Genomic DNA, 17,793 nt, shown 5'->3' on the forward strand with positions numbered 1-17,793 from the left:
CTAACGAATGGTTAACGCGCCCGCTTACTTGCGGAGCGTAAGGCCACCACCGAAGCGCTTGTTGAAGCGAGCAACCTGCCCACCAGCGTCCAGCACCTGACCACGACCACCGGTCCATGCCGGGTGCGCCAAGGGGTCGATTTCCAGCGTCATCGTGTCACCTTCCTTGCCCCAGGTGGAGCGAGTCTCGTACACGGTGCCGTCGGTCATCTGAACCTTGATCATGTGATAGTCGGGGTGCGTGTCTTTCTTCATGGGTCGTGCTCCGAAATGGCTGGTTCCGACCAGCCTGAAAGGAAGGCGCGCGCCTAATCGAAACGCGCGCCGAAGTCAAAGCCTGTGGCGCGATCAGCCGCGCTTGGGCGGATCGGCGATCATGGCGGTAAAGTTCGCCTCCGCGGCGACCTGTCCGTCGATCTTCGCAACACCGGCGAACTTGCACACCGACGAACGCTTCTGCACGAACTCGACCTCAAGCGACAGCAGCACGCCCGGCTCTACCGGCTTGCGGAACTTCGCGCCGTCGATCGCCATGAAATAGACCAGCTTACCCGAGCCGGCGAGCCCGAGGCTCTCCACGGCAAGCACGCCAGCAGCCTGCGCCAGCGCCTCGACGATCAGCACGCCCGGCATGATCGGACGACCGGGGAAATGCCCCTGGAAGAAGCCTTCGTTGATCGTCACCGCCTTGATCACGCGGATCGAACGATCGCGAACGATCTCCTCGACGCGGTCGACCAGCAGCATCGGATAACGATGCGGCAGCGCTGTCATCACGTCCACGATATCGAGCGGGCCGATCGGCCCGCCCGTCGTGTCAGCGTGCGCCTCGCTCACCGGCCGGTGGGCGCGCGGGTGGTCGCCGCCGGGGCAGCGGGAGCGGCGGCGGGCGCAGCGGCGGCGTCGCCCTGCTGACCCGGCTGCCAGTTGGCCGGCGGGGTGATCCCGACGGTCGGGACCAGGCGGTCCAGCTCGGCGGTGATCGCCGAGGTGATGTCGGTCGTCGGCTGCGCGAACAACGCCGCGTTCGGGCGCAGCAGCAGGCTGACGTTCTTGGCGCGCACGGCACCGTTCACCGCGTCGGGCAGCTTGGCCGAAATCTGCTCGATCGCATAAGCCTGCGCACGGCTCGCCGGCGCGGTCAGACGCTGCAGCTCGGCATTGGCGGTCTGCTCACGGGTCTGAATCGATTGCGCCTGCGTGCGCAGCGACGCCTCGGTCGCGCCCGGGGCCGCGGCGGCCTTCTGATAGGCGGCGACCAGCGGCTGCAGCTCGGCCTGAATCGCCTGGCGACGCGTGTTCGCCTGATCGAGCTGCGCCTTGTAGGTCGTCTGGATCTGCTGGCGGGCCGTCGCCCACGCCTTTGAATTCGCGACGGCCGCTTCGGGATCGGCGACGGCGATGCCCGCAACCTGGGCAGTGGCGGTCGCGGCGGTGAACGCGCCCGGCGTCACGAGCGCCGCGGCGAGCAGGAGGTGCTTGAAGTTGGTCATCAGAACTGAGTCCCTACGTTGAAGGTGATAAGCTTGCGATCGTCGCCGGGCTGCGAGATCAGCGCCTTGGCGAGATCGATCCGCAACGGCCCGAACGGCGAATTCCAGTTGACGCCGATACCTACCGAGACGCGCGGACGGGCCGAATTGCCGAGGAATCGCTCCTCGAACGGCTGCGACGCGATCTGCGGCGAATTGGGAACGATGCCGTTACACCCGCCATTGCCGTTCGGGATGCCGGCCGCGCAGGTGGTCGGCACCAGCACGCCCGCGGCATTGACGTACGAATACAGCGGGTTGCCCGCGGTATCCTTCACCGGCAGCGGTAGTACGACCGTGTTGCCGTTGGCATCGGTGGTGGTCGGGAAGGTCGCGGTCTTGAGCGGCTCGGTGATGTTGAACAGGCTGCCGAACTGCGCATAGATCGACGGCCGCAGCCCCATCTCGCGTGCGCCCGAGCCGAGCGGCAGCTCGACCTCGAAGCGGCCGAGATAATAGGCCGTGCCGCCCAGCGCGTCGTCGACCAACTGGTCGCGATCGGTGATCAGCACCTGCTTGCCCGCAGAATCGGTCGTGTAATAACGCCGCTGCACACGCGGACCGACCCCGCGGATGTCGAAGCCACGGAATTGCGGCTCGCCGAGATAGAAGCGGTCGTTGATGCGGATGCGATCGACGCCTTCACCACGCGACTTTTCGAGCGACTTGATATAGCCGCCCTCGCCCACGAACGAGCCGATGAAGCCTCCGCCAAGATTGACGAACTTGGAGAAGTCGAGCTTCGAGCGGATGTACTTCACGTCGCCGCCGAGGCCGGCGAAATCCTGACTGAACACGAAGCGCTGCCCCGCGGTCGGACGCAGCCGGCTGTTGAGGCTGTCGAAGATCAGCGAATAGCCGATCGACGAGGTTAGACGATTCCCGAGCGAGTCGCAGAGGTAGCGCCCCGCCTTGAGCGGATCGCATTTGCCGTTGGTATAGAAGCTGTTCTGGTCCAAGCCGACTTCGTCATAGGAGAAGCCGTAGCGACCGGCGAGCTGCCAATATTCGGTCAGCGGCACACCGGTACGCACCTGGAAGCCGGTCGACACCTGACTGTAGGTGGTGTTGCGGTTGGTGCCGATAAAGTTGAACGCGTTGTAGTCACGACGGAACACGTCGACGCCCAGCGCGATGTTCTTGTCGAACACATAAGGTTCGGTGAAGCCGAGCTGGATCGACTTGGAATAGGTTGAATAGTTCACGCCCGCGCTGAGCGTCTGCCCCTTGCCGCGGAAATTGTTCTGCGTGATGTTCGCCTGGATGATGAAGCGCTCCAGGCTCGAGAAGCCCGCCGACAGTTGGAGCTGCCCGGTCGACCGTTCCTCGACATTGGCGTCGAGGACGACGCGGTCGGGCGCGGACCCCGGCGTCTGCTTGATCTCGAACTTGTCCTGGAAAAAGCCGAGCGAGTTGATGCGGTCCTGCGAGCGCTTGACCTGGAAGCTGTTGAAGGCATCGCCTTCGCCCAGACGCACTTCGCGACGGATCACCTTGTCCTGCGTCTGCGTGTTGCCGGTGATGTCGACGCGCTCGACATAGGTGCGCTGCGCCTGACCGATGTGGAAGTTGATCGACATCGTCAGCGCCTCGCGGTCGCGCTGATATTCAGGCTGGACGTTGCTGAACGCATAGCCGAACAGCCCGGCGGTCTCGCTCAGATTGTCGATCGTGTCCTCGACCATCTTGGCGTTGTACCAGTCGCCCTTTTTGATCGGCAGCCCGGCGGCCAGCTTCTTGCCGTCGAAGTCGCGGATGTCGCTGTCGACGGTCACGTCACCGAATTTGTAGCGCGGACCTTCCTCCACCACATAGGTGATGATGAAGTCCTTGCGGTCCGGCGTCAGCTCGGCGACTGCCGAGGTTACACGGAAATCGGCATAGCCCTCAGTCAGATAGAATTGCCGCAGCTTCTGCTGGTCGTAGGCGAGCCGGTCTTGATCGTAGGAGGTTCCCGACGACAACAGGCGATAGAAGCGCGCCTCCTTGGTCGCCATCTGCGCGCGCAGCTTGCCGTCGTCGAAGACCTGATTGCCGATGATGTTGATCTGCCGGACCTTCGACTTCGGCCCCTCGCTCACCTCAAAGATCACGTCGACGCGGTTCTGGTCGAGGCTGACCATCTTCGGCTGGACGGTCGCGGCGAAGCGGCCCTGGCGGCGGTACAGCTCGATGATCCGCGCCACATCGGCACGCACCGCGGAACGGGTGAAGATCTGGCGCGGCTTGAGGCGGACCTCCTTGCCGATCTTGTCTTCTTTCAGGCGCTTGTTGCCCTCGAAGATCACGCGGTTGATGATCGGGTTCTCGCGAACGCGGATCACGATATTGCCCGTCGCCGCGCCGTCGATCTGCACGTCGGCGAACAGGTCGCTGGCGTACAGGTCCTTGATCGCCTGATCGAGCGTCTCGTTGGTGTAGCTGTCGCCCTGCCGCAGCTTGGTATAGCTCAGCGCCGTCTCCGGCTCGATCCGCTGCGTCCCCTCGACGCGTAGCGAGGTGATCGTCCGCGCGGCGGGCTGCGCGACCGCGGGGGCCTGTGCGGGCTGGGCCGGAGCAGTCGCGGCGGGAGCCGGGCGTGCGGCCGGGCGGGTCTGCGCGGTCGCGGCCAGCGGCACGCCGGCCAGCATGGTGCAGCCCAGCAAGGTCGCCGAGGCACGCGCCCGCGAAGTCGAAGTGTTCAGCACCGTCACTGCAATCCTACCCGAGAGTAAACGCCGTCCATCCAGGCCCGGTCGACGGCGCGTGCGCCGCCCTGCCTTACCTTGCTCACCCGATCAACCCGGCCAGATGCCGCCACAGGCCGAAGTTGCCCAGATCGTTGAAGGTCACCAGCAACATCAGGGCAAGCACCGCCACCAAACCGCCGCGATAGGCCCATTCCACTGCCTCCGGCGCCACCGGCCGGCGCCGCACCGCTTCGATCGCATAGAAGAGCAGATGCCCGCCATCGAGCATCGGCACTGGCAGCAGGTTGATGAACCCGAGATTGATCGACACCAACGCGATCAGGAAAACGAACGCATCCGGGCCGAGCGTGATCTGCTCGCCCGACACCTTGGCGATCGATAGCGGCCCGCCGAGTTCCTTGACCGACCGGCGACCGGATATGATCTGCCCGATCGTCTCGACCATCATCTCGACGATCTGACCGGTGCGCCGCACCGCGATCACCGGCGCTTCCAGCACGCCGACCGGCTGGATCACCGGCGCGGCCGGCGAGATCCCGAGCAGCCCGACCCGGTAGCTGTTGCCGAAGCGGTCGCGCTGCTCCTGCGTACCGATCACCGCCTCGACGCTCGCCGGGCTGGCACCACGCACGTAGTCGACGCGCACCCGCTCGCCCGCGCGGATCTTCACGAACCGCACCATGTCCTCGAATGTCTCGACCGGTCGCCCGCCGAGCGCGGTGACCCGGTCGCCAGCCCGCAGGCCCGCCGCCGCGGCGGCGGTGCCGGGGATCGCCTGTCCGACGACGCTGGGCGTCCGCGCATCGCCATAAGCGATCGCAAAGCCGGCGAGGATCAGGATCGCGAGCACGAAATTCACGAACGGCCCGGCGGCGACGATGATCGCGCGCTGCCATACGGGCTTGGCCTGAAACGTCTGGGCGCGCTCCGCGGCCGGCAGCGCCAGCCACTCGCCGGTCGGCTGGCTCGCCGGGTTCATGTCGCCTGCGAACTTCACGTACCCGCCGAGCGGCAGCCACGCGAGCTTCCAGCGGGTGCCACGCTTGTCGGTCCAGCCGGCCACCTCGCGCCCGAAGCCGATCGAAAAGGCGTCTGCCTTCACGCCGAACCAGCGGCCCGCGAGATAATGCCCCATTTCATGGATGAAGACGAGCGGGCCGATCACCAGGAAGAAGGCGAGAACGGTCAGCAATAGTCCCGGAGTCTGGATCAAGCCACGCAATCCTTCACGCGCTCGCCCGCCAGTCGCCGCGCTTCCGTATCGACGTGGAGCACCGCGTCGAGCGTTTCCGGCGCGGCCGGGTCGTAGCGCTGCAGGGTATCGTCGACGATTGCGGCGATTTCAAGAAAGCCGATCGCGCCCTTCAGGAAAGCCGCCACGGCGATCTCGTTCGCCGCATTCAGGATCGCCGGCCGAGCGCCTCCCGCATTCACCGCGGCACGCGCCAGCGCCAGCGAACGAAAGCGTGTTTCGTCAGGCCTTTCGAAGTCAAGCCTGCCGATCTTTACGAGGTCGAGCGGTGCCATCGGCGTGGCCATCCGTTCCGGCCACGCCAGGCAATGCGCGATCGGTACGCGCATGTCGCTCGGCCCCAATTGCGCCAGTATCGAGCCGTCGACGTAATCGACGAGGCTGTGAATCACCGATTGGCGGTGAATGACGATCTCGATCCGGTCGGAGGGGATCGGGAACAGTGCCGCCGCCTCGATCAGCTCGAGCCCCTTGTTCATCATCGTCGCGCTGTCGACCGAAATCTTCGCGCCCATCGACCAATTGGGGTGCGCCACCGCCTGAGCCGGCGTGACGGTCGACATCGCTTCCAGCGTCCAGTCGCGAAAAGGTCCGCCACTTGCGGTCAGGATGATCCGTCGTACGCGTTCGACCTGCGCGAGGTCGAGGCATTGGAAGATCGCATTGTGCTCGCTGTCGGCGGGCAGCAGCGTCGCGCCATGCCGCGCCGCCGCGGCGGTGATGATCGCGCCCGCCGAGACCAGCGGTTCCTTGTTGGCGAGCACCACCGTACCGCCCTGCTCGATCGCCGCCAGCGTCGGGCGCAACCCGGCGCAGCCGACGATCGCCCCCATCGTCCAATCCGCGCCGTTCGCCGCCGCGTCGCACACCGCCTGCGCGCCCCCCGCGCTTGCGACTCCCGTACCCGCCAGCGCGCTACGCAACGCAGCGAGGCAGGACTCGTCGGCTACCACCGCCAGTTCGGCATTGGTGCGGATCGCTGCCGCCGCCAATCCGGCGACATCGCAATTGGCGGTCAGCGCGCGCACGCGGAACGCGTCCGGTTCGCGCTCGACCAGGTCGAGCGTCGAGGTGCCGACCGATCCGGTCGCGCCGAGGATATTGACGGTCTTCATGCCGTCAGGCCCGTCAGCGTCAGCACGAGGATCGCGGCGACCGGGGCGACCGGCACCAGCCCGTCAAGGCGATCGAGCACGCCGCCATGCCCCGGCAGGATATTGCCCGAGTCTTTCACGCCGGCGCGCCGCTTGAGCCAACTCTCATAAAGGTCACCGATCTGCGCCAGCACCGCCAGCACCGGCGAACACAGCGCCAGCGCCAGCGGCAACCCGGCCGTGGCGTGAAGCACCAGCCCCAGCGCACCGGCCGCGATCGTCCCGCCGATCAGCCCGGCCCAGGTCTTGTTCGGCGACAGTCGTGGGGCGAGCTTCGGTCCACCGATCGACCGCCCGGCAAAGAACGCGCCAATGTCGCACGCCCAGACCAGCGCCATCGCCCAAAAGGCATAGAGCAGACCGTGCGCGTCATGTCGTCGCAACACCACCAACGCCAACACCGGCACCCCACAATAGACAATGCCGAGCGCCAGTTGCGGCAATCTGGTGACAATCACCACGAAGAACGCCGCGCCACCGATCAGGCCCAGCGTGAAGAAATCATGCGGCTCGATGATCAGCCACGCTGGCGCCATCGTCGCCAACGGCACGCTCAGCGCCATCTGCGACAGCCGTTTGGTTCGGGCGTCGACGTGATGCAGGTCGGACCATTCCGCCATCATGAATAATGCGATCACCACCGCCAGCAGCCAGAAGGCGATGTCGCCGAGGATGAGCGCGACCGAAGCGATCGCGATCATCCCCACGCTGGCGATCATTCGAAGCCGCAGGTTGGACGGCGTCCGCAATTTGGCGTCGGGAGTCGGCGGGAGCGGAGCGTCGTCGCTCATGCGGACCGGATCACAGCCCGCCATAGCGGCGCTGGCGACGCCCGAAGGCATCCACCGCGCTGGCGAGCGCCTCGGCGTCGAAGTCCGGCCACAGCGTATCGACGAACAGCAGCTCGGCATAGGCGGCCTGCCACAGCAGGAAATTGGACAATCGTTGCTCGCCCGAGGTTCGGATCAACAGATCGAGGGGCGGCAGATCATGCGTCTCGAGCTGCGCCTCGATCGACTCAGCATCGATCGCTGCCGGGTCCAGCGTTCCGGCCGCTGCACGCGCAGCCAGCGACTGCGCGGCCGCGACCAGCTCGGCTTGCGCACCGTAGTTGAGCGCGATCGCAAGGATCGGCCCGTGATTGTTTGCGGTCTGCGCCAGCGCATCGTCGATTAAGGAGACGACGTCTTCGGGGAACCGGCGATAGTCGCCCAGGACGCGCAACCTAACGCCTTCACGCACCAGCTCGGCGAGATCATTGCGGATGAACAGCTTGAGCAACTTCATCAGCCCGCCGATCTCCTCGGCCGGCCGGCGCCAGTTCTCCGAGGAGAAAGCGTAGAGCGTCAGCGCCTCGATACCCATCGCGCGCGCCGCGCGCGTGACAGTCCGCACCGCCTCGACGCCGGCGCGATGCCCCATCGCCCGCGGCAGCCGCCGCGCCGCCGCCCAGCGGCCGTTGCCGTCCATGATGATCGCCACGTGACGCGGCAGAACGGCAGGCGCGGCCTGCGGGATCGCCGCGGTCGCCATCAGCTTCCTCCCCAAAGCGCGCACGCCGTCACTTGTTGAGGATTTCCTTTTCCTTCGCGGCCGATACCGCATCGATCTCGGTGATCGTCGCGTCGGTCAGCTTCTGGACTTCGGTTTCCAGCCGCTTGCGATCGTCCTCGGAGATGACGTTCTTCTTCTCGTCGGTCTTCAACGCGTCCATGCCGTCGCGGCGCACGTTGCGCACCGCCACCTTGGCCTTCTCCGAATATTGCCCGGCCAGCTTTGCCAGTTCCTTGCGGCGCTCCTCGGTCAGATCCGGGATCGGCAGCCGCAGCGTCTGACCGTCGTTGATCGGATTGAGCCCGAGCCCGGCCGAGCGGATCGCCTTCTCGACGGGGCCGACGTTCGACTTGTCCCAGACCTGCACCGACAGCATCCGCGGCTCGGGCACCGACACGGTGGCGACCTGGTTCAACGGCATATGTGCGCCATAGACCTCGACGGTCACCGGATCGAGCAGCGAGGTCGAGGCACGCCCCGTGCGCAGCCCGGCCAGATCACCCTTCAGCGATTCGACCGCGCCGTTCATGCGCCGCTCAAGATCAGCCTTTTCATACGCCGGCATCGATAGTCTCCATCTTCTTCTGCACGACCGTCGACACACCCTTTCCGCTCAGCACGGCGGCGAAATTGCCGTGCTCGCGGATGTTGAACACGACGATCGGAATGTCCGAATCACGGCACAGCGCCACGGCGCTGGCATCCATCACCTTCAGGTTCTTTGCCAGCACCATGTCGTAACTGACTGTCTCATAACGCTTCGCGTCGGCGACCTTCTTCGGGTCGGCATCATAGACGCCATCGACCGAGGTGCCCTTGAACAAGGCGTCGCAGTTCATCTCGGCCGCGCGGAGCGCCGCGCCGCTGTCGGTGGTGAAGAACGGCGAGCCGACGCCCGCGGCGAAGATCACCACGCGGCCTTTCTCCAGATGCCGCTCGGCGCGGCGCCGGATGAACGGCTCGCACACCGAGTGCATCGGGATCGCCGACTGGACGCGCGTGTCGACGCCGATCGTCTCCAGCGCGTTCTGCACCGCCAGCGCGTTCATGACGGTCGCGAGCATCCCCATATAATCGGCGGTCGCGCGCTCCATGCCGTTGGCCGCACCGGAAATGCCGCGAAAGATGTTACCGCCGCCCACGACGACGCACAATTCATAGCCCTGCGCGCGCACATCGGCGATTTCCTCTGCGACGCGCGCGGTCACGGCGGTGTCGATCGCCAGCCCCCCCTGCCCCATCAGGACCTCGCCCGACAGCTTGAGCAGGATGCGTTTGTAGCGAGGCTCGGTCACGTGAATTCCGTCGTTGTGGGAGGGCGAAGCGGCGCGGACCCTAAGCGGCGGGTGCGCGGCTGGCAATGGGTTGACACGTTCGCGAAGCCGCCCGCACGACGCATAAACGCGAACCGCCGCCCCGGTCTAAACCGGAGCGGCGGCGCGTTATCCGACCGGCACCACGGGCAAGCCCGCGATGCCGCAGACGGATCAGCCCTGCGGCACGCCCGAAGCGGCGGCGACTTCGGCGGCGAAGTCGGACACTTCCTTCTCGATGCCCTCGCCGAGCTGGAAGCGGACATAGTCCTTCAGCACGATCTCGGCACCGGCGTCCTTGCCGGCCTTGGCGACCACGTCGCTGATCTTGGTCTTGCCGTCCATGACGAACAGCTGGCTGACCAGCGCATGCTCCTTGCGGTACTTGGCGATCGAGCCCTCGACCATCTTGGCGATGATGTCGGCCGGCTTGCCCGATTCGGACGCCTTCTCGGTCGCGATCGCGCGCTCGCGCTCGATCTCGGCCTCGTCGAGATCGTTCTCGTTCAGCGCCTTCGGGAAGGCGGCGGCGATGTGCATCGCCAGCTGCTTGCCCAGACCCTGCAGCACGTCGTCGGCGGCGTTGCTCTCCAGCGCGACAAGCACGCCGATCTTGCCCAGACCCGGCGCCTGCTGGTTGTGGACATAGGCCACGACCGCACCGTTGGCGACGCTCAGCTGACGCGCGCGGCGGATCGACTGGTTCTCGCCGATCGTCGCGACATTGTTGGTCAGCGCTTCCTCGACGGTGGTGCCCGACGGCATCTTCTCCGCCTTGATCGCGTCTACGTCACCGCCGGTGGCAAGGGCGATCTGCGTCACTTCGCGGACGAAGCTCTGGAACTGCTCGTTCTTGGCGACGAAGTCGGTTTCCGAGTTCACCTCGACCACCGCACCCTTGGTGCCGGCGACGGCGACGCCGACCAGACCCTCGGCGGCGGTGCGGCTCGACTTCTTCTGCGCCGCGGCCAGCCCCTTGGTGCGCAGCCAGTCCAGCGCCGCGTCGGTGTCGCCACCGGTCTCGTTCAGCGCCTTCTTGCAATCCATCATGCCCGCGCCGCTCTTCTCGCGCAGGTCCTTGACCATCGCTGCCGTGATATCGGCCATTTGACTGTCCTCGATTGTGATGGAGTCGACGCGCGGCGACATCTCCATCGCCGCGCGTCGATCGGGAAATAGTGGAGGCGCCGGTTACGACGCCTCCATGACAAACGCTTTACGCGGCGGCGGTTTCGCCCTCGGTCGCGGCCGGCTCGGCGGCCAGCGCCTCTTCCGCCGGCGGCTCGCTCATCGCGCCCAGATCGACGCCACGGCTCGCCTGCTGCTGCTGGTTGCCGCGGGTCGAGGCGATGGCGATCGCCTCGCAATATAGGCGGATCGCACGCGCCGCGTCGTCATTCGCGGGCACCGGGAAGGCGATGCCGTCCGGCGACACGTTCGAGTCGAGGATCGCGACGACCGGGATGCCGAGCGTATTGGCTTCCTTGATCGCCAGCTCTTCCTTGTTGGCGTCGATCACGAACATCACGTCCGGGATACCGCCCATGTCGCGGATGCCGCCCAGCGACAGCTCGAGCTTGTCGCGCTCGCGGGTCAGCTGCAGCACTTCCTTCTTGGTGAGGCCGGCGGTGTTGCCCGACAGCTGCTCCTCGAGGCTCTTCAGACGCTTGATCGAGTTCGAGATCGTCTTCCAGTTGGTGAGCATCCCGCCCAGCCAGCGGTGGTTGACGAAGTGCTGGCCGGCGCGGCGCGCCGCCTCGGCGACCGGCTCCTGCGCCTGGCGCTTGGTGCCGACGAACAGCACCTTGCCGCCGGCTGCGACCGACTGGCTGACGAAGTCGAGCGCGCGCGCGAACAGCGGCACGGTCTGCGACAGGTCGATGATGTGGACGCCGTTGCGTTCGCCGAAGATGTAGGGCTTCATCTTCGGATTCCAGCGGTGGGTCTGGTGGCCGAAGTGCGCGCCGGTTTCGATGAGCTGCTGCATGGAGACGACAGGAGCCGCCATGGTGTGTTTTCCTTCCGGTTGAGCCTCTGGGGAGCGAGTGACGCGACCTGGAAGGCCAGCGCACCGGTTGATGATGCTCCCCATGCGGGGTTGAGGCGCGCGCCCTACCCGACTGCCGTTCACAATGCAAGTTTCGAGAAACTGTTGACACGCGCGAACATAGATGGAACAACCAGTGAGAACAGAGTGGGAACCGCGTTGCTAAACGTCCGCTCTGACATTGATTTAGGAACCACGCCGCTGTGCGGGAATTTACAGCGGGACGGTTCGCACGATGTGCGAGGAGGCGAGCATGGCGACCTTGATGGCGGTAATGGTGTTCGGTGGAGCTGCCGGGCTCGCGCTCTATGCGCTGGTCGCGACGATATTCCCGCAAGCGGCGCGGATTGCGGCGGTGCTGCGGGGACAATCGGGCAACACGCGTTTCGAACCACTCTCCACGCTGGTGCGCGCCGAACGGCGAATCGCGGTCAGGCGTTGGGCGGCAGGGTCGACGATGACGCGGACGACGCTGCGTTCGCGCGAAGCCGCTTGACGCGCGCGTAGCTCGCGACGCTGAACGGCAGCGCGAGCAGATAGGCGATCCCCGCTGCCGCAGCGGTCTGCCACGGCGCGCTGACTGCGGCGGCCCCGACCGCGACGACGATCGCGATCGCCTCGAAACGGATGTTGGGACGCAGCTTCAGCGATCCGGTCGAGAAGGTGGCGAGGCTGGACACCATCAGCAGCGCGACAGCGACCGTCCACGGAGCCACCAGCCGCGGGTCGCGTAGGATCGGCGCTTCGGTGACGAACCACAGGAACAACGGCAGGAGCGCCAGCGCCGCGCCGGCCGGCGCGGGCACGCCGGTGAGGAAGCCCGCCGATTTGTGGGGTTGATCGTCGGCGTCGATATTCGCGTTGAATCGCGCGAGACGCAGGGCGCAGAATACCGCCAGCACCAGCGCAGCCATCCAGCCGAACCGTGGCAGGGCGTGGAGCGACCAGAGGTAGAGGATCAGCGCCGGCGATACGCCGAACGAAATCGCATCGGAAAGCGAATCGAGTTCTGCGCCGAAGCGGCTCTCACCATGCAGCATTCGGGCGACCCGGCCATCGAGGCCATCGAGCACTCCGGCGATCAGCACCATCACGACCGCCATCTCCCAATGGCCGGAGATCGCGAAGCGAATCCCCGACAAACCGGAACACAGCGCCAGCGCGGTAACCGCATTGGGCGCCACCGCACGCAAGGGTAGCCCCCCGGGCGGGCGACGAAGCGGGCGGCGGATCGGCGGGCGCATCTGGTTACTGCGACTTGCCGGTGATGCGCGGCACGCCGAAGCGGCCGAGCACCGTCTCGCCCGCCACCGCACGCTGCCCCAGCGCGACCTGCGGCTCGAAGCCCTCCGGCAGATACACGTCGACGCGGCTGCCGAAGCGGATCAGGCCGACACGCTGCCCGGCAGCAACGATGTCGCCGATCTTCGCGAAGCCGACGATCCGGCGCGCCACCAACCCGGCGATCTGCGTGAAGCCGACGCGACGCCCGTCGAAGCCCTCGACGACGAAATGCTGGCGCTCGTTCTCCTCCGACGCCTTGTCGAGATCGGCGTTCAGGAACTTGCCGGAGATATAGACGACCTGCCGGATTGTCCCCGCGATCGGCGAGCGATTGATGTGGACGTCGAACACCGACATGAACACCGACACGCGCACCATCGGCGCCTCGCCGAGATCGGCGACCAGCTCGCGCGGCACCGGCACGCGCTCGATCATCGTGATCAGCCCATCGGCGGGCGAGACGATCAGGTCGTCGCCGATCGGCGTGGTGCGCACCGGATCGCGGAAGAACGCCGCCACCCACAGGGTCAGCCCCAGGAATGGCCAGAAGAACACCTTGGAGACGATCGTCATCAACAAAGTGATGCCGAACGCGATGGCGGTGAATTTCTGCCCCTCGGGGTGGACGGCGGGGAAGCGCCACTTGACGGTGGTCGTGACGACCGGCGGCTTGTCGAGCGAAGTCATCGCTTCGTCCTATCGGGCGAAGCGCGTGGTGACAACGCCGTAGGTTGATCCCCGCCCCCCTTCCCCCTATCGCCGCACCAAACCACCCACTCGAAGGACAAGCGAGCATGGCGAAGATCAAGGTAAAGACGCCCGTCGTGGAGATCGACGGCGACGAGATGACGCGGATCATCTGGGAATGGATCCGCGAGCGCCTGATCAAGCCGTACCTCGACATCGATCTCGATTATTACGATCTCGGCGTGCAGGAGCGTGACCGCACCGACGATCAGGTGACGGTCGACAGCGCCAAGGCGATCCAGAAGTACGGCGTCGGCGTCAAGTGCGCGACGATCACCCCCGACGAGCAGCGCGTCGAGGAGTTCGGGCTCAAGAAGATGTGGCGCTCGCCCAACGGCACGATCCGCAACATCCTGGGCGGGGTCGTCTTCCGCGAGCCGATCGTGATGAAGAACGTCCCTCGCCTCATCCCGGGCTGGACGCACCCGATCGTCGTCGGCCGTCATGCGTTCGGCGACCAGTACAAGGCCACCGACTTCAAGGTGCCCGGCAAGGGCAAGCTGACCATGAAGTGGGAAGGCGAGAACGGCGACACGATCGAGCACGAGGTGTTCGACTTCCCGTCGGCTGGCGTCGCGATGGGCATGTACAATCTCGACGAGTCGATCCGCGACTTCGCGCGCGCCTCGCTCAACTACGGGCTCGGCCGCAACTGGCCGGTGTATCTGTCGACCAAGAACACGATCCTCAAGGCCTATGACGGCCGCTTCAAGGACATCTTCGCCGAAGTGTTCGAGAGCGAGTTCGCCGACCAGTTCAAGGCCGCGGGCATCGTCTACGAGCATCGCCTGATCGACGACATGGTCGCTTCGGCGCTCAAGTGGAACGGCGAGTTCGTCTGGGCCTGCAAGAACTACGACGGCGATGTCCAGTCGGACCAGGTCGCGCAGGGCTTCGGTTCGCTGGGGCTGATGACCTCGGTGCTGATGACCCCGGACGGCAAGACGATCGAGGCCGAGGCAGCGCACGGCACCGTCACGCGCCATTATCGCCAGCACCAGCAGGGCAAGGCGACCTCGACCAACCCGATCGCGTCGATCTTCGCCTGGACCGGCGGCCTGAAGTACCGCGGCAAGTTCGACGGCACGCCGGACGTGACGCGCTTCGCCGAGACGCTCGAGCAGGTCTGCGTCGAAACCGTCGAGAGCGGCGACATGACCAAGGATCTCGCGATCCTGATCGGCCCGGACCAGCGCTGGATGACCCCGAGCAGTTCTTCGAGGCGGTTCGCGTCAATCTCGAGAAGAAGATGGCCAACTGGGCCTGATCTCATCGGCCGGGCGGCGGACGAACGATCCGCCGCCCGGTGCTCCGCGTGATGACCCCCGTTGCTACGCCGCGCTGACACCCTCGGCGGCGACGCGTCCCTCTGCACAGACCACGCCCTGCACGCGCACCCGTCTCTGGACATGGTCGACGGGCACGCGAGGCAACTCCAGCACGTAGCGGCCGCCGCGGTCGCACTGTAGCACGAACGCGCCATGCTCGCGCACCAACAGGCCGGTTTCGTCGATGTGGGTGCCGATGCTGCTCATCCGCCGCACATGGCGATCGCGCCCGCGACGCGCAATGCGTTGCAGAAACGCGGTGGTGGGCCCGGCAGGACTCGAACCCGCAACCTAGCCGTTATGAGCGGCCAGCTCTAACCATTGAGCTACAGGCCCCGCCACAGCGCCGCCCCGTAGCGCCGCCGCCCGCCCGCTGGCAAGCGTCTACGTCGCGCTGCCGCTCGCCTGACTGGTGGCATCATGCTCCACCGCGGGCAGCAACAGCGTGAACAGTCCAGGCGCAATCACGAACCGTCCGCCCAATTCGGCCGCGAGATTGCGCACCAACCGAAAGCGAAGCCGATGCCCAGCAGCGGCGCTCCCTCGTCCGCGACGCTTCTTCGTCGTCGAGCGCGAACAGGCTCGCCTCGTCACGCTCAGCGAACGCTGCGGGCGGCATCAAGGCCAGCGCCAGTGTCCCTACGCCACCGACCATGGCAAGCGTCAGTCGCTCACCGGGCGCAGCGGCCGACAAAGCGGCCGACAGGAAGCGCGCGATCAATCGCTCGGCATCTCGCGGGTCGACGCCCAAGCCGCATCGCGAACCGCCGGCAATGACAATTCCGCGCCGCGCAGCGCAGCCAGTGGGGCCAGATCATCTGCAATCCGCTGCAACAGCGCCGACGCGGGTGCGACGCCGTCCCGACGATCGAGCGCATGGCCATCGATCCGCGCGGCAAGGTCCAGATCCTCGATCGCCCCGATCAACTCGCCCACCCGGCGACGAATCTCGCCGGCACGCTCGCGATTAGTCCGGGCGCGACCGGACCGAGCAACTGCTGCTCGATCAGTTCCGAAAAGCCGGCGATCGCGTTCGTCGGCGTACGCAATTCGTGCACCAGCCGACGCAGTCCCTCTGCGCCCGCTGCCCGTTCCCGATCCAGCCCGCGCTCGGCACGCTCATCCGCGCGCGGGCGACGCGCTTGCCCGCGCCTCCCGGTGAAGGCGCCGGTCATCTGGTCGAACATCGGCACGCAGGCGATCCGCCACCCGCCCGAGATCGCGGATCCGCCTGGGACGCGCAGTCGTGTCCCCGGAAAACGGTGCCGCTTGCGGAATGCGCCGGACGCTACCCCCGTCGACCGCGGCCCCCGCCCAGTTGCCGGCGCGCGGGTCCAAAGTCAGTCCGATGACCGCGCCGGCGGGGTGCCGCGTCCAGCCAGAGGATCACCCCCCGCCGCATCGGTTTCAAACTGAAAGCCGGCCAGCGGCAGCAGCGGCTCGTTCCCCGCACGCTGATGCGCGGCGATGCGCTGCACCAGATCGGCGATGTCGAACCGCTCCCCCGGTTCGGAGGGCACGGCGTCGACCGTCACTGGCGAATAGCCCAGCCGCAGATCGGCGGCCCCCAGCGCTTCAAGCGCCCGCTCGACCGAGGGTGGAAGATCGCGCCGCTGCCGTAACACGCCGCGCCCGACCGGCCCCAGCCGCGGGAGCAACGCCTCCCATGCCGGCGGGTCCAGCCGAACCGCACGCAACGTGGCGGTCGCCACGGCTGGCGTGTCGGTAGCGAACAGCGCGATCAAGGCGGGCGGCGCATCGACCAGCGCGAGCGAGCGCGCGCATGCGACCCGCACCGCTTCCGGCACGCGCTCACGCAATTGCGTCAGGCGCGTCAGCAGCGTGTCGTCGGCGGGCGCCCGTCCCCGCGCGATCAAATCGACGAGTTGCCGATATGCCGCACGCACGCCCAACGCGGATCGCGCCTCGGCGGCCAGTACGGTTTTCAGGCTGTCGTTGAAGCGCACGGAAACGATCGACCTCTTCTTGTCGCTTGCGGATGATCTTGCCGCCGTTCCTAAGGACACGCCCGATTCGGTGCTATCGCCGAGAATCGCGAGCGATCCCGTAATGAAGCAGCTTTGAACAATTGCGTTTCAGCGCAACAATCGTATAGCCGGCCTGAAAGAAGCTATCGCGAAAATGCGCGTGCGAGTTGAGTGAGATGGTGATGACCCTGGATCGGATCGACCGCGAAATCCTGGCGCTGCTGCAGGAGGACGGGCGGATGACCAACGTCGAGTTGGCCGAACGTGTCGGATTGACGGCGCCGCCGTGTCTGCGTCGGGTGCGCGCGCTCGAACAGGCCGGCGTGATTCGCGGCTATCACGCCGAATGTGATGCGATCAAATTGGGCTTCCCAATCACCGTTTTCGCGATGGTGAGCCTTCGCAGCCAGGCGGAGGCGGACCTTGCCGCATTCGAGGCGCATGTCGCCGCCATTCCGGAGGTGCGCGAATGCCATATGCTGAATGGCGAGATCGACTTCATCCTGAAGATCGTCGCGCAGGATTTGGAGAGCTTTCAGCGCATTCTGACCACTAAACTGACGTCGGCACCCAACGTCACCAGCGTCAAATCATCGCTGACGATCCGCACTTTCAAGGCGCAGGCGGGCGTGCCGATCGTGTGATCTACAGGGATCACCGCAGTACTGGGGGGGGCCCGAACGCTGCGGCGCTAGAGTGATTGGCAACGGTAACGGCGTACGACTGACGTTTGACCATCTCGGGGGGAGGAAGGAATTGGAGGAGCGTCTAGTTTCGCAGCATGAGCCGCGACCAAAAACGGCGCGCGACAGCGGCTACCTCCCGACCCTCGACGGATGGCGCGCCATCGCGGTGTCGCTGGTGATTGGGTCGCACAGCGTATCGATGATCCGGCGAGCATCCT

Annotated in this window: 20 protein-coding genes, 1 tRNA gene and 1 pseudogene; 3 read left to right on the top strand and 19 right to left on the bottom strand. The window is 66.1% G+C overall.

Annotated features, from left to right (window positions below):
• Window positions 1-24: 24 nt before the first annotated feature.
• The 12 genes from rpmE to rpsB all read right to left on the bottom strand — a co-directional run bounded on the left by rpmE (window position 25) and on the right by rpsB (window position 11,503).
• Window positions 25-255: a 50S ribosomal protein L31 gene (gene rpmE / locus PGN16_RS07215; RefSeq protein ID WP_028965840.1), complete on the bottom strand. Its 231-nt coding sequence runs from the start codon at window positions 253-255 to the stop codon at window positions 25-27.
• 93 nt (window positions 256-348) lie between these two features.
• Window positions 349-837 carry a 3-hydroxyacyl-ACP dehydratase FabZ gene (fabZ, locus tag PGN16_RS07220; RefSeq protein WP_335308737.1) on the bottom strand — a complete coding sequence of 163 codons (489 nt, stop codon included), beginning with the start codon at window positions 835-837 and terminating at the stop codon, window positions 349-351.
• Window positions 834-1,493: an OmpH family outer membrane protein gene (locus PGN16_RS07225; RefSeq protein WP_335308738.1), complete on the bottom strand. Its 660-nt coding sequence runs from the start codon at window positions 1,491-1,493 to the stop codon at window positions 834-836. Before PGN16_RS07225 ends, fabZ begins: the two co-directional genes overlap by 4 nt.
• Window positions 1,493-4,162 carry an outer membrane protein assembly factor BamA gene (gene bamA, locus PGN16_RS07230; RefSeq protein ID WP_335308761.1) on the bottom strand — a complete coding sequence of 890 codons (2,670 nt, stop codon included), beginning with the start codon at window positions 4,160-4,162 and terminating at the stop codon, window positions 1,493-1,495. The genes PGN16_RS07225 and bamA overlap by 1 nt, the downstream gene beginning before the upstream one ends.
• 139 nt (window positions 4,163-4,301) lie before the next feature.
• Entirely contained in the window at window positions 4,302-5,435 is a 1,134-nt protein-coding gene (locus PGN16_RS07235) for a M50 family metallopeptidase (RefSeq protein WP_335308739.1), read from the bottom strand.
• On the bottom strand, window positions 5,432-6,589 hold the full coding sequence (locus tag PGN16_RS07240; RefSeq protein WP_335308740.1) for a 1-deoxy-D-xylulose-5-phosphate reductoisomerase: 1,158 nt from the start codon (window positions 6,587-6,589) through the stop codon (window positions 5,432-5,434). The genes PGN16_RS07235 and PGN16_RS07240 overlap by 4 nt, the downstream gene beginning before the upstream one ends.
• Window positions 6,586-7,419 carry a phosphatidate cytidylyltransferase gene (locus tag PGN16_RS07245; protein ID WP_335308741.1) on the bottom strand — a complete coding sequence of 278 codons (834 nt, stop codon included), beginning with the start codon at window positions 7,417-7,419 and terminating at the stop codon, window positions 6,586-6,588. The genes PGN16_RS07240 and PGN16_RS07245 overlap by 4 nt, the downstream gene beginning before the upstream one ends.
• A 10-nt stretch (window positions 7,420-7,429) precedes the next feature.
• Window positions 7,430-8,161: an isoprenyl transferase gene (locus tag PGN16_RS07250; RefSeq protein ID WP_335308742.1), complete on the bottom strand. Its 732-nt coding sequence runs from the start codon at window positions 8,159-8,161 to the stop codon at window positions 7,430-7,432.
• A gap of 28 nt (window positions 8,162-8,189) precedes the next feature.
• Window positions 8,190-8,747: a ribosome recycling factor gene (gene frr, locus PGN16_RS07255; RefSeq protein WP_335308743.1), complete on the bottom strand. Its 558-nt coding sequence runs from the start codon at window positions 8,745-8,747 to the stop codon at window positions 8,190-8,192.
• Window positions 8,734-9,477, bottom strand: a complete 744-nt coding sequence (gene pyrH / locus PGN16_RS07260) for a UMP kinase (protein ID WP_335308744.1) — start codon at window positions 9,475-9,477, stop codon at window positions 8,734-8,736. The genes frr and pyrH overlap by 14 nt, the downstream gene beginning before the upstream one ends.
• A gap of 192 nt (window positions 9,478-9,669) precedes the next feature.
• The gene (gene tsf / locus PGN16_RS07265; RefSeq protein WP_335308745.1) at window positions 9,670-10,602 is read right to left on the bottom strand and encodes a translation elongation factor Ts; all 933 of its coding nucleotides are present in this window, start codon (window positions 10,600-10,602) and stop codon (window positions 9,670-9,672) included.
• A gap of 109 nt (window positions 10,603-10,711) precedes the next feature.
• Window positions 10,712-11,503, bottom strand: coding sequence for a 30S ribosomal protein S2 (gene rpsB, locus PGN16_RS07270; RefSeq protein ID WP_335308746.1), 792 nt, complete (start codon window positions 11,501-11,503; stop codon window positions 10,712-10,714).
• A 292-nt stretch (window positions 11,504-11,795) separates the two neighbouring features.
• Here rpsB and PGN16_RS07275 point away from each other — a divergent pair, with 292 nt between their 5' ends.
• Window positions 11,796-12,038, top strand: a complete 243-nt coding sequence (locus PGN16_RS07275) for a hypothetical protein (RefSeq protein ID WP_335308747.1) — start codon at window positions 11,796-11,798, stop codon at window positions 12,036-12,038.
• Here PGN16_RS07275 and PGN16_RS07280 read toward each other — a convergent pair.
• Complete coding sequence (locus PGN16_RS07280) at window positions 11,974-12,786, bottom strand: CDP-alcohol phosphatidyltransferase family protein (protein ID WP_335308748.1); 813 nt, start codon at window positions 12,784-12,786, stop codon at window positions 11,974-11,976. The genes PGN16_RS07275 and PGN16_RS07280 overlap by 65 nt on opposite strands.
• 4 nt (window positions 12,787-12,790) lie before the next feature.
• Window positions 12,791-13,513 carry a phosphatidylserine decarboxylase gene (locus PGN16_RS07285; RefSeq protein WP_335308749.1) on the bottom strand — a complete coding sequence of 241 codons (723 nt, stop codon included), beginning with the start codon at window positions 13,511-13,513 and terminating at the stop codon, window positions 12,791-12,793.
• 107 nt (window positions 13,514-13,620) lie between these two features.
• On the opposite strand from PGN16_RS07285, the pseudogene PGN16_RS07290 reads away from it, so the two are divergent.
• A pseudogene (locus tag PGN16_RS07290) lies at window positions 13,621-14,840 on the top strand (NADP-dependent isocitrate dehydrogenase).
• A gap of 64 nt (window positions 14,841-14,904) precedes the next feature.
• Here PGN16_RS07290 and PGN16_RS07295 read toward each other — a convergent pair.
• The 5 genes from PGN16_RS07295 to PGN16_RS07315 all read right to left on the bottom strand — a co-directional run bounded on the left by PGN16_RS07295 (window position 14,905) and on the right by PGN16_RS07315 (window position 16,868).
• Window positions 14,905-15,108 (bottom strand): DUF5818 domain-containing protein, encoded by a 204-nt coding sequence (locus PGN16_RS07295; RefSeq protein ID WP_335308750.1) that lies wholly within the window; start codon window positions 15,106-15,108, stop codon window positions 14,905-14,907.
• Between the two features lie 53 nt (window positions 15,109-15,161).
• A tRNA-Ile gene (locus PGN16_RS07300) sits at window positions 15,162-15,237 on the bottom strand.
• Window positions 15,238-15,618: 381 nt separating this feature from the next.
• Window positions 15,619-15,837, bottom strand: coding sequence for a hypothetical protein (locus tag PGN16_RS07305; RefSeq protein ID WP_335308751.1), 219 nt, complete (start codon window positions 15,835-15,837; stop codon window positions 15,619-15,621).
• Window positions 15,825-16,094, bottom strand: coding sequence for a hypothetical protein (locus PGN16_RS07310; protein ID WP_335308752.1), 270 nt, complete (start codon window positions 16,092-16,094; stop codon window positions 15,825-15,827). Before PGN16_RS07310 ends, PGN16_RS07305 begins: the two co-directional genes overlap by 13 nt.
• Before the next feature lie 147 nt (window positions 16,095-16,241).
• Window positions 16,242-16,868 carry a hypothetical protein gene (locus tag PGN16_RS07315; protein ID WP_335308753.1) on the bottom strand — a complete coding sequence of 209 codons (627 nt, stop codon included), beginning with the start codon at window positions 16,866-16,868 and terminating at the stop codon, window positions 16,242-16,244.
• A 203-nt stretch (window positions 16,869-17,071) separates the two neighbouring features.
• Between PGN16_RS07315 and PGN16_RS07320 the strand changes: the two genes are divergently transcribed.
• On the top strand, window positions 17,072-17,533 hold the full coding sequence (locus tag PGN16_RS07320) for an Lrp/AsnC family transcriptional regulator (RefSeq protein WP_335308754.1): 462 nt from the start codon (window positions 17,072-17,074) through the stop codon (window positions 17,531-17,533).
• Window positions 17,534-17,793 lie beyond the last annotated feature (260 nt).

Origin of the sequence: Sphingomonas phyllosphaerae (genome assembly GCF_036946485.1) — a bacterium.
Taxonomy (GTDB): Bacteria; Pseudomonadota; Alphaproteobacteria; order Sphingomonadales; family Sphingomonadaceae; genus Sphingomonas; species Sphingomonas phyllosphaerae_E.

Excerpts from the sequence above, each read along its gene's own strand:
- rpmE (WP_028965840.1), bottom strand. The coding sequence starts at position 255 with ATGAAGAAAGACACGCACCCCGACTATCACATGATCAAGGTTCAGATG.
- PGN16_RS07225 (WP_335308738.1), bottom strand. The coding sequence starts at position 1,493 with ATGACCAACTTCAAGCACCTCCTGCTCGCCGCGGCGCTCGTGACGCCG.
- bamA (WP_335308761.1), bottom strand. The coding sequence starts at position 4,162 with ATGCTGGCCGGCGTGCCGCTGGCCGCGACCGCGCAGACCCGCCCGGCC.
- PGN16_RS07240 (WP_335308740.1), bottom strand. The coding sequence starts at position 6,589 with ATGAAGACCGTCAATATCCTCGGCGCGACCGGATCGGTCGGCACCTCG.
- PGN16_RS07245 (WP_335308741.1), bottom strand. The coding sequence starts at position 7,419 with ATGAGCGACGACGCTCCGCTCCCGCCGACTCCCGACGCCAAATTGCGG.
- PGN16_RS07250 (WP_335308742.1), bottom strand. The coding sequence starts at position 8,161 with ATGGCGACCGCGGCGATCCCGCAGGCCGCGCCTGCCGTTCTGCCGCGT.
- frr (WP_335308743.1), bottom strand. The coding sequence starts at position 8,747 with ATGCCGGCGTATGAAAAGGCTGATCTTGAGCGGCGCATGAACGGCGCG.
- tsf (WP_335308745.1), bottom strand. The coding sequence starts at position 10,602 with ATGGCCGATATCACGGCAGCGATGGTCAAGGACCTGCGCGAGAAGAGC.
- rpsB (WP_335308746.1), bottom strand. The coding sequence starts at position 11,503 with ATGGCGGCTCCTGTCGTCTCCATGCAGCAGCTCATCGAAACCGGCGCG.
- PGN16_RS07275 (WP_335308747.1), top strand. The coding sequence starts at position 11,796 with ATGGCGACCTTGATGGCGGTAATGGTGTTCGGTGGAGCTGCCGGGCTC.
- PGN16_RS07280 (WP_335308748.1), bottom strand. The coding sequence starts at position 12,786 with ATGCGCCCGCCGATCCGCCGCCCGCTTCGTCGCCCGCCCGGGGGGCTA.
- PGN16_RS07285 (WP_335308749.1), bottom strand. The coding sequence starts at position 13,513 with ATGACTTCGCTCGACAAGCCGCCGGTCGTCACGACCACCGTCAAGTGG.
- PGN16_RS07295 (WP_335308750.1), bottom strand. The coding sequence starts at position 15,108 with ATGAGCAGCATCGGCACCCACATCGACGAAACCGGCCTGTTGGTGCGC.
- PGN16_RS07320 (WP_335308754.1), top strand. The coding sequence starts at position 17,072 with ATGACCCTGGATCGGATCGACCGCGAAATCCTGGCGCTGCTGCAGGAG.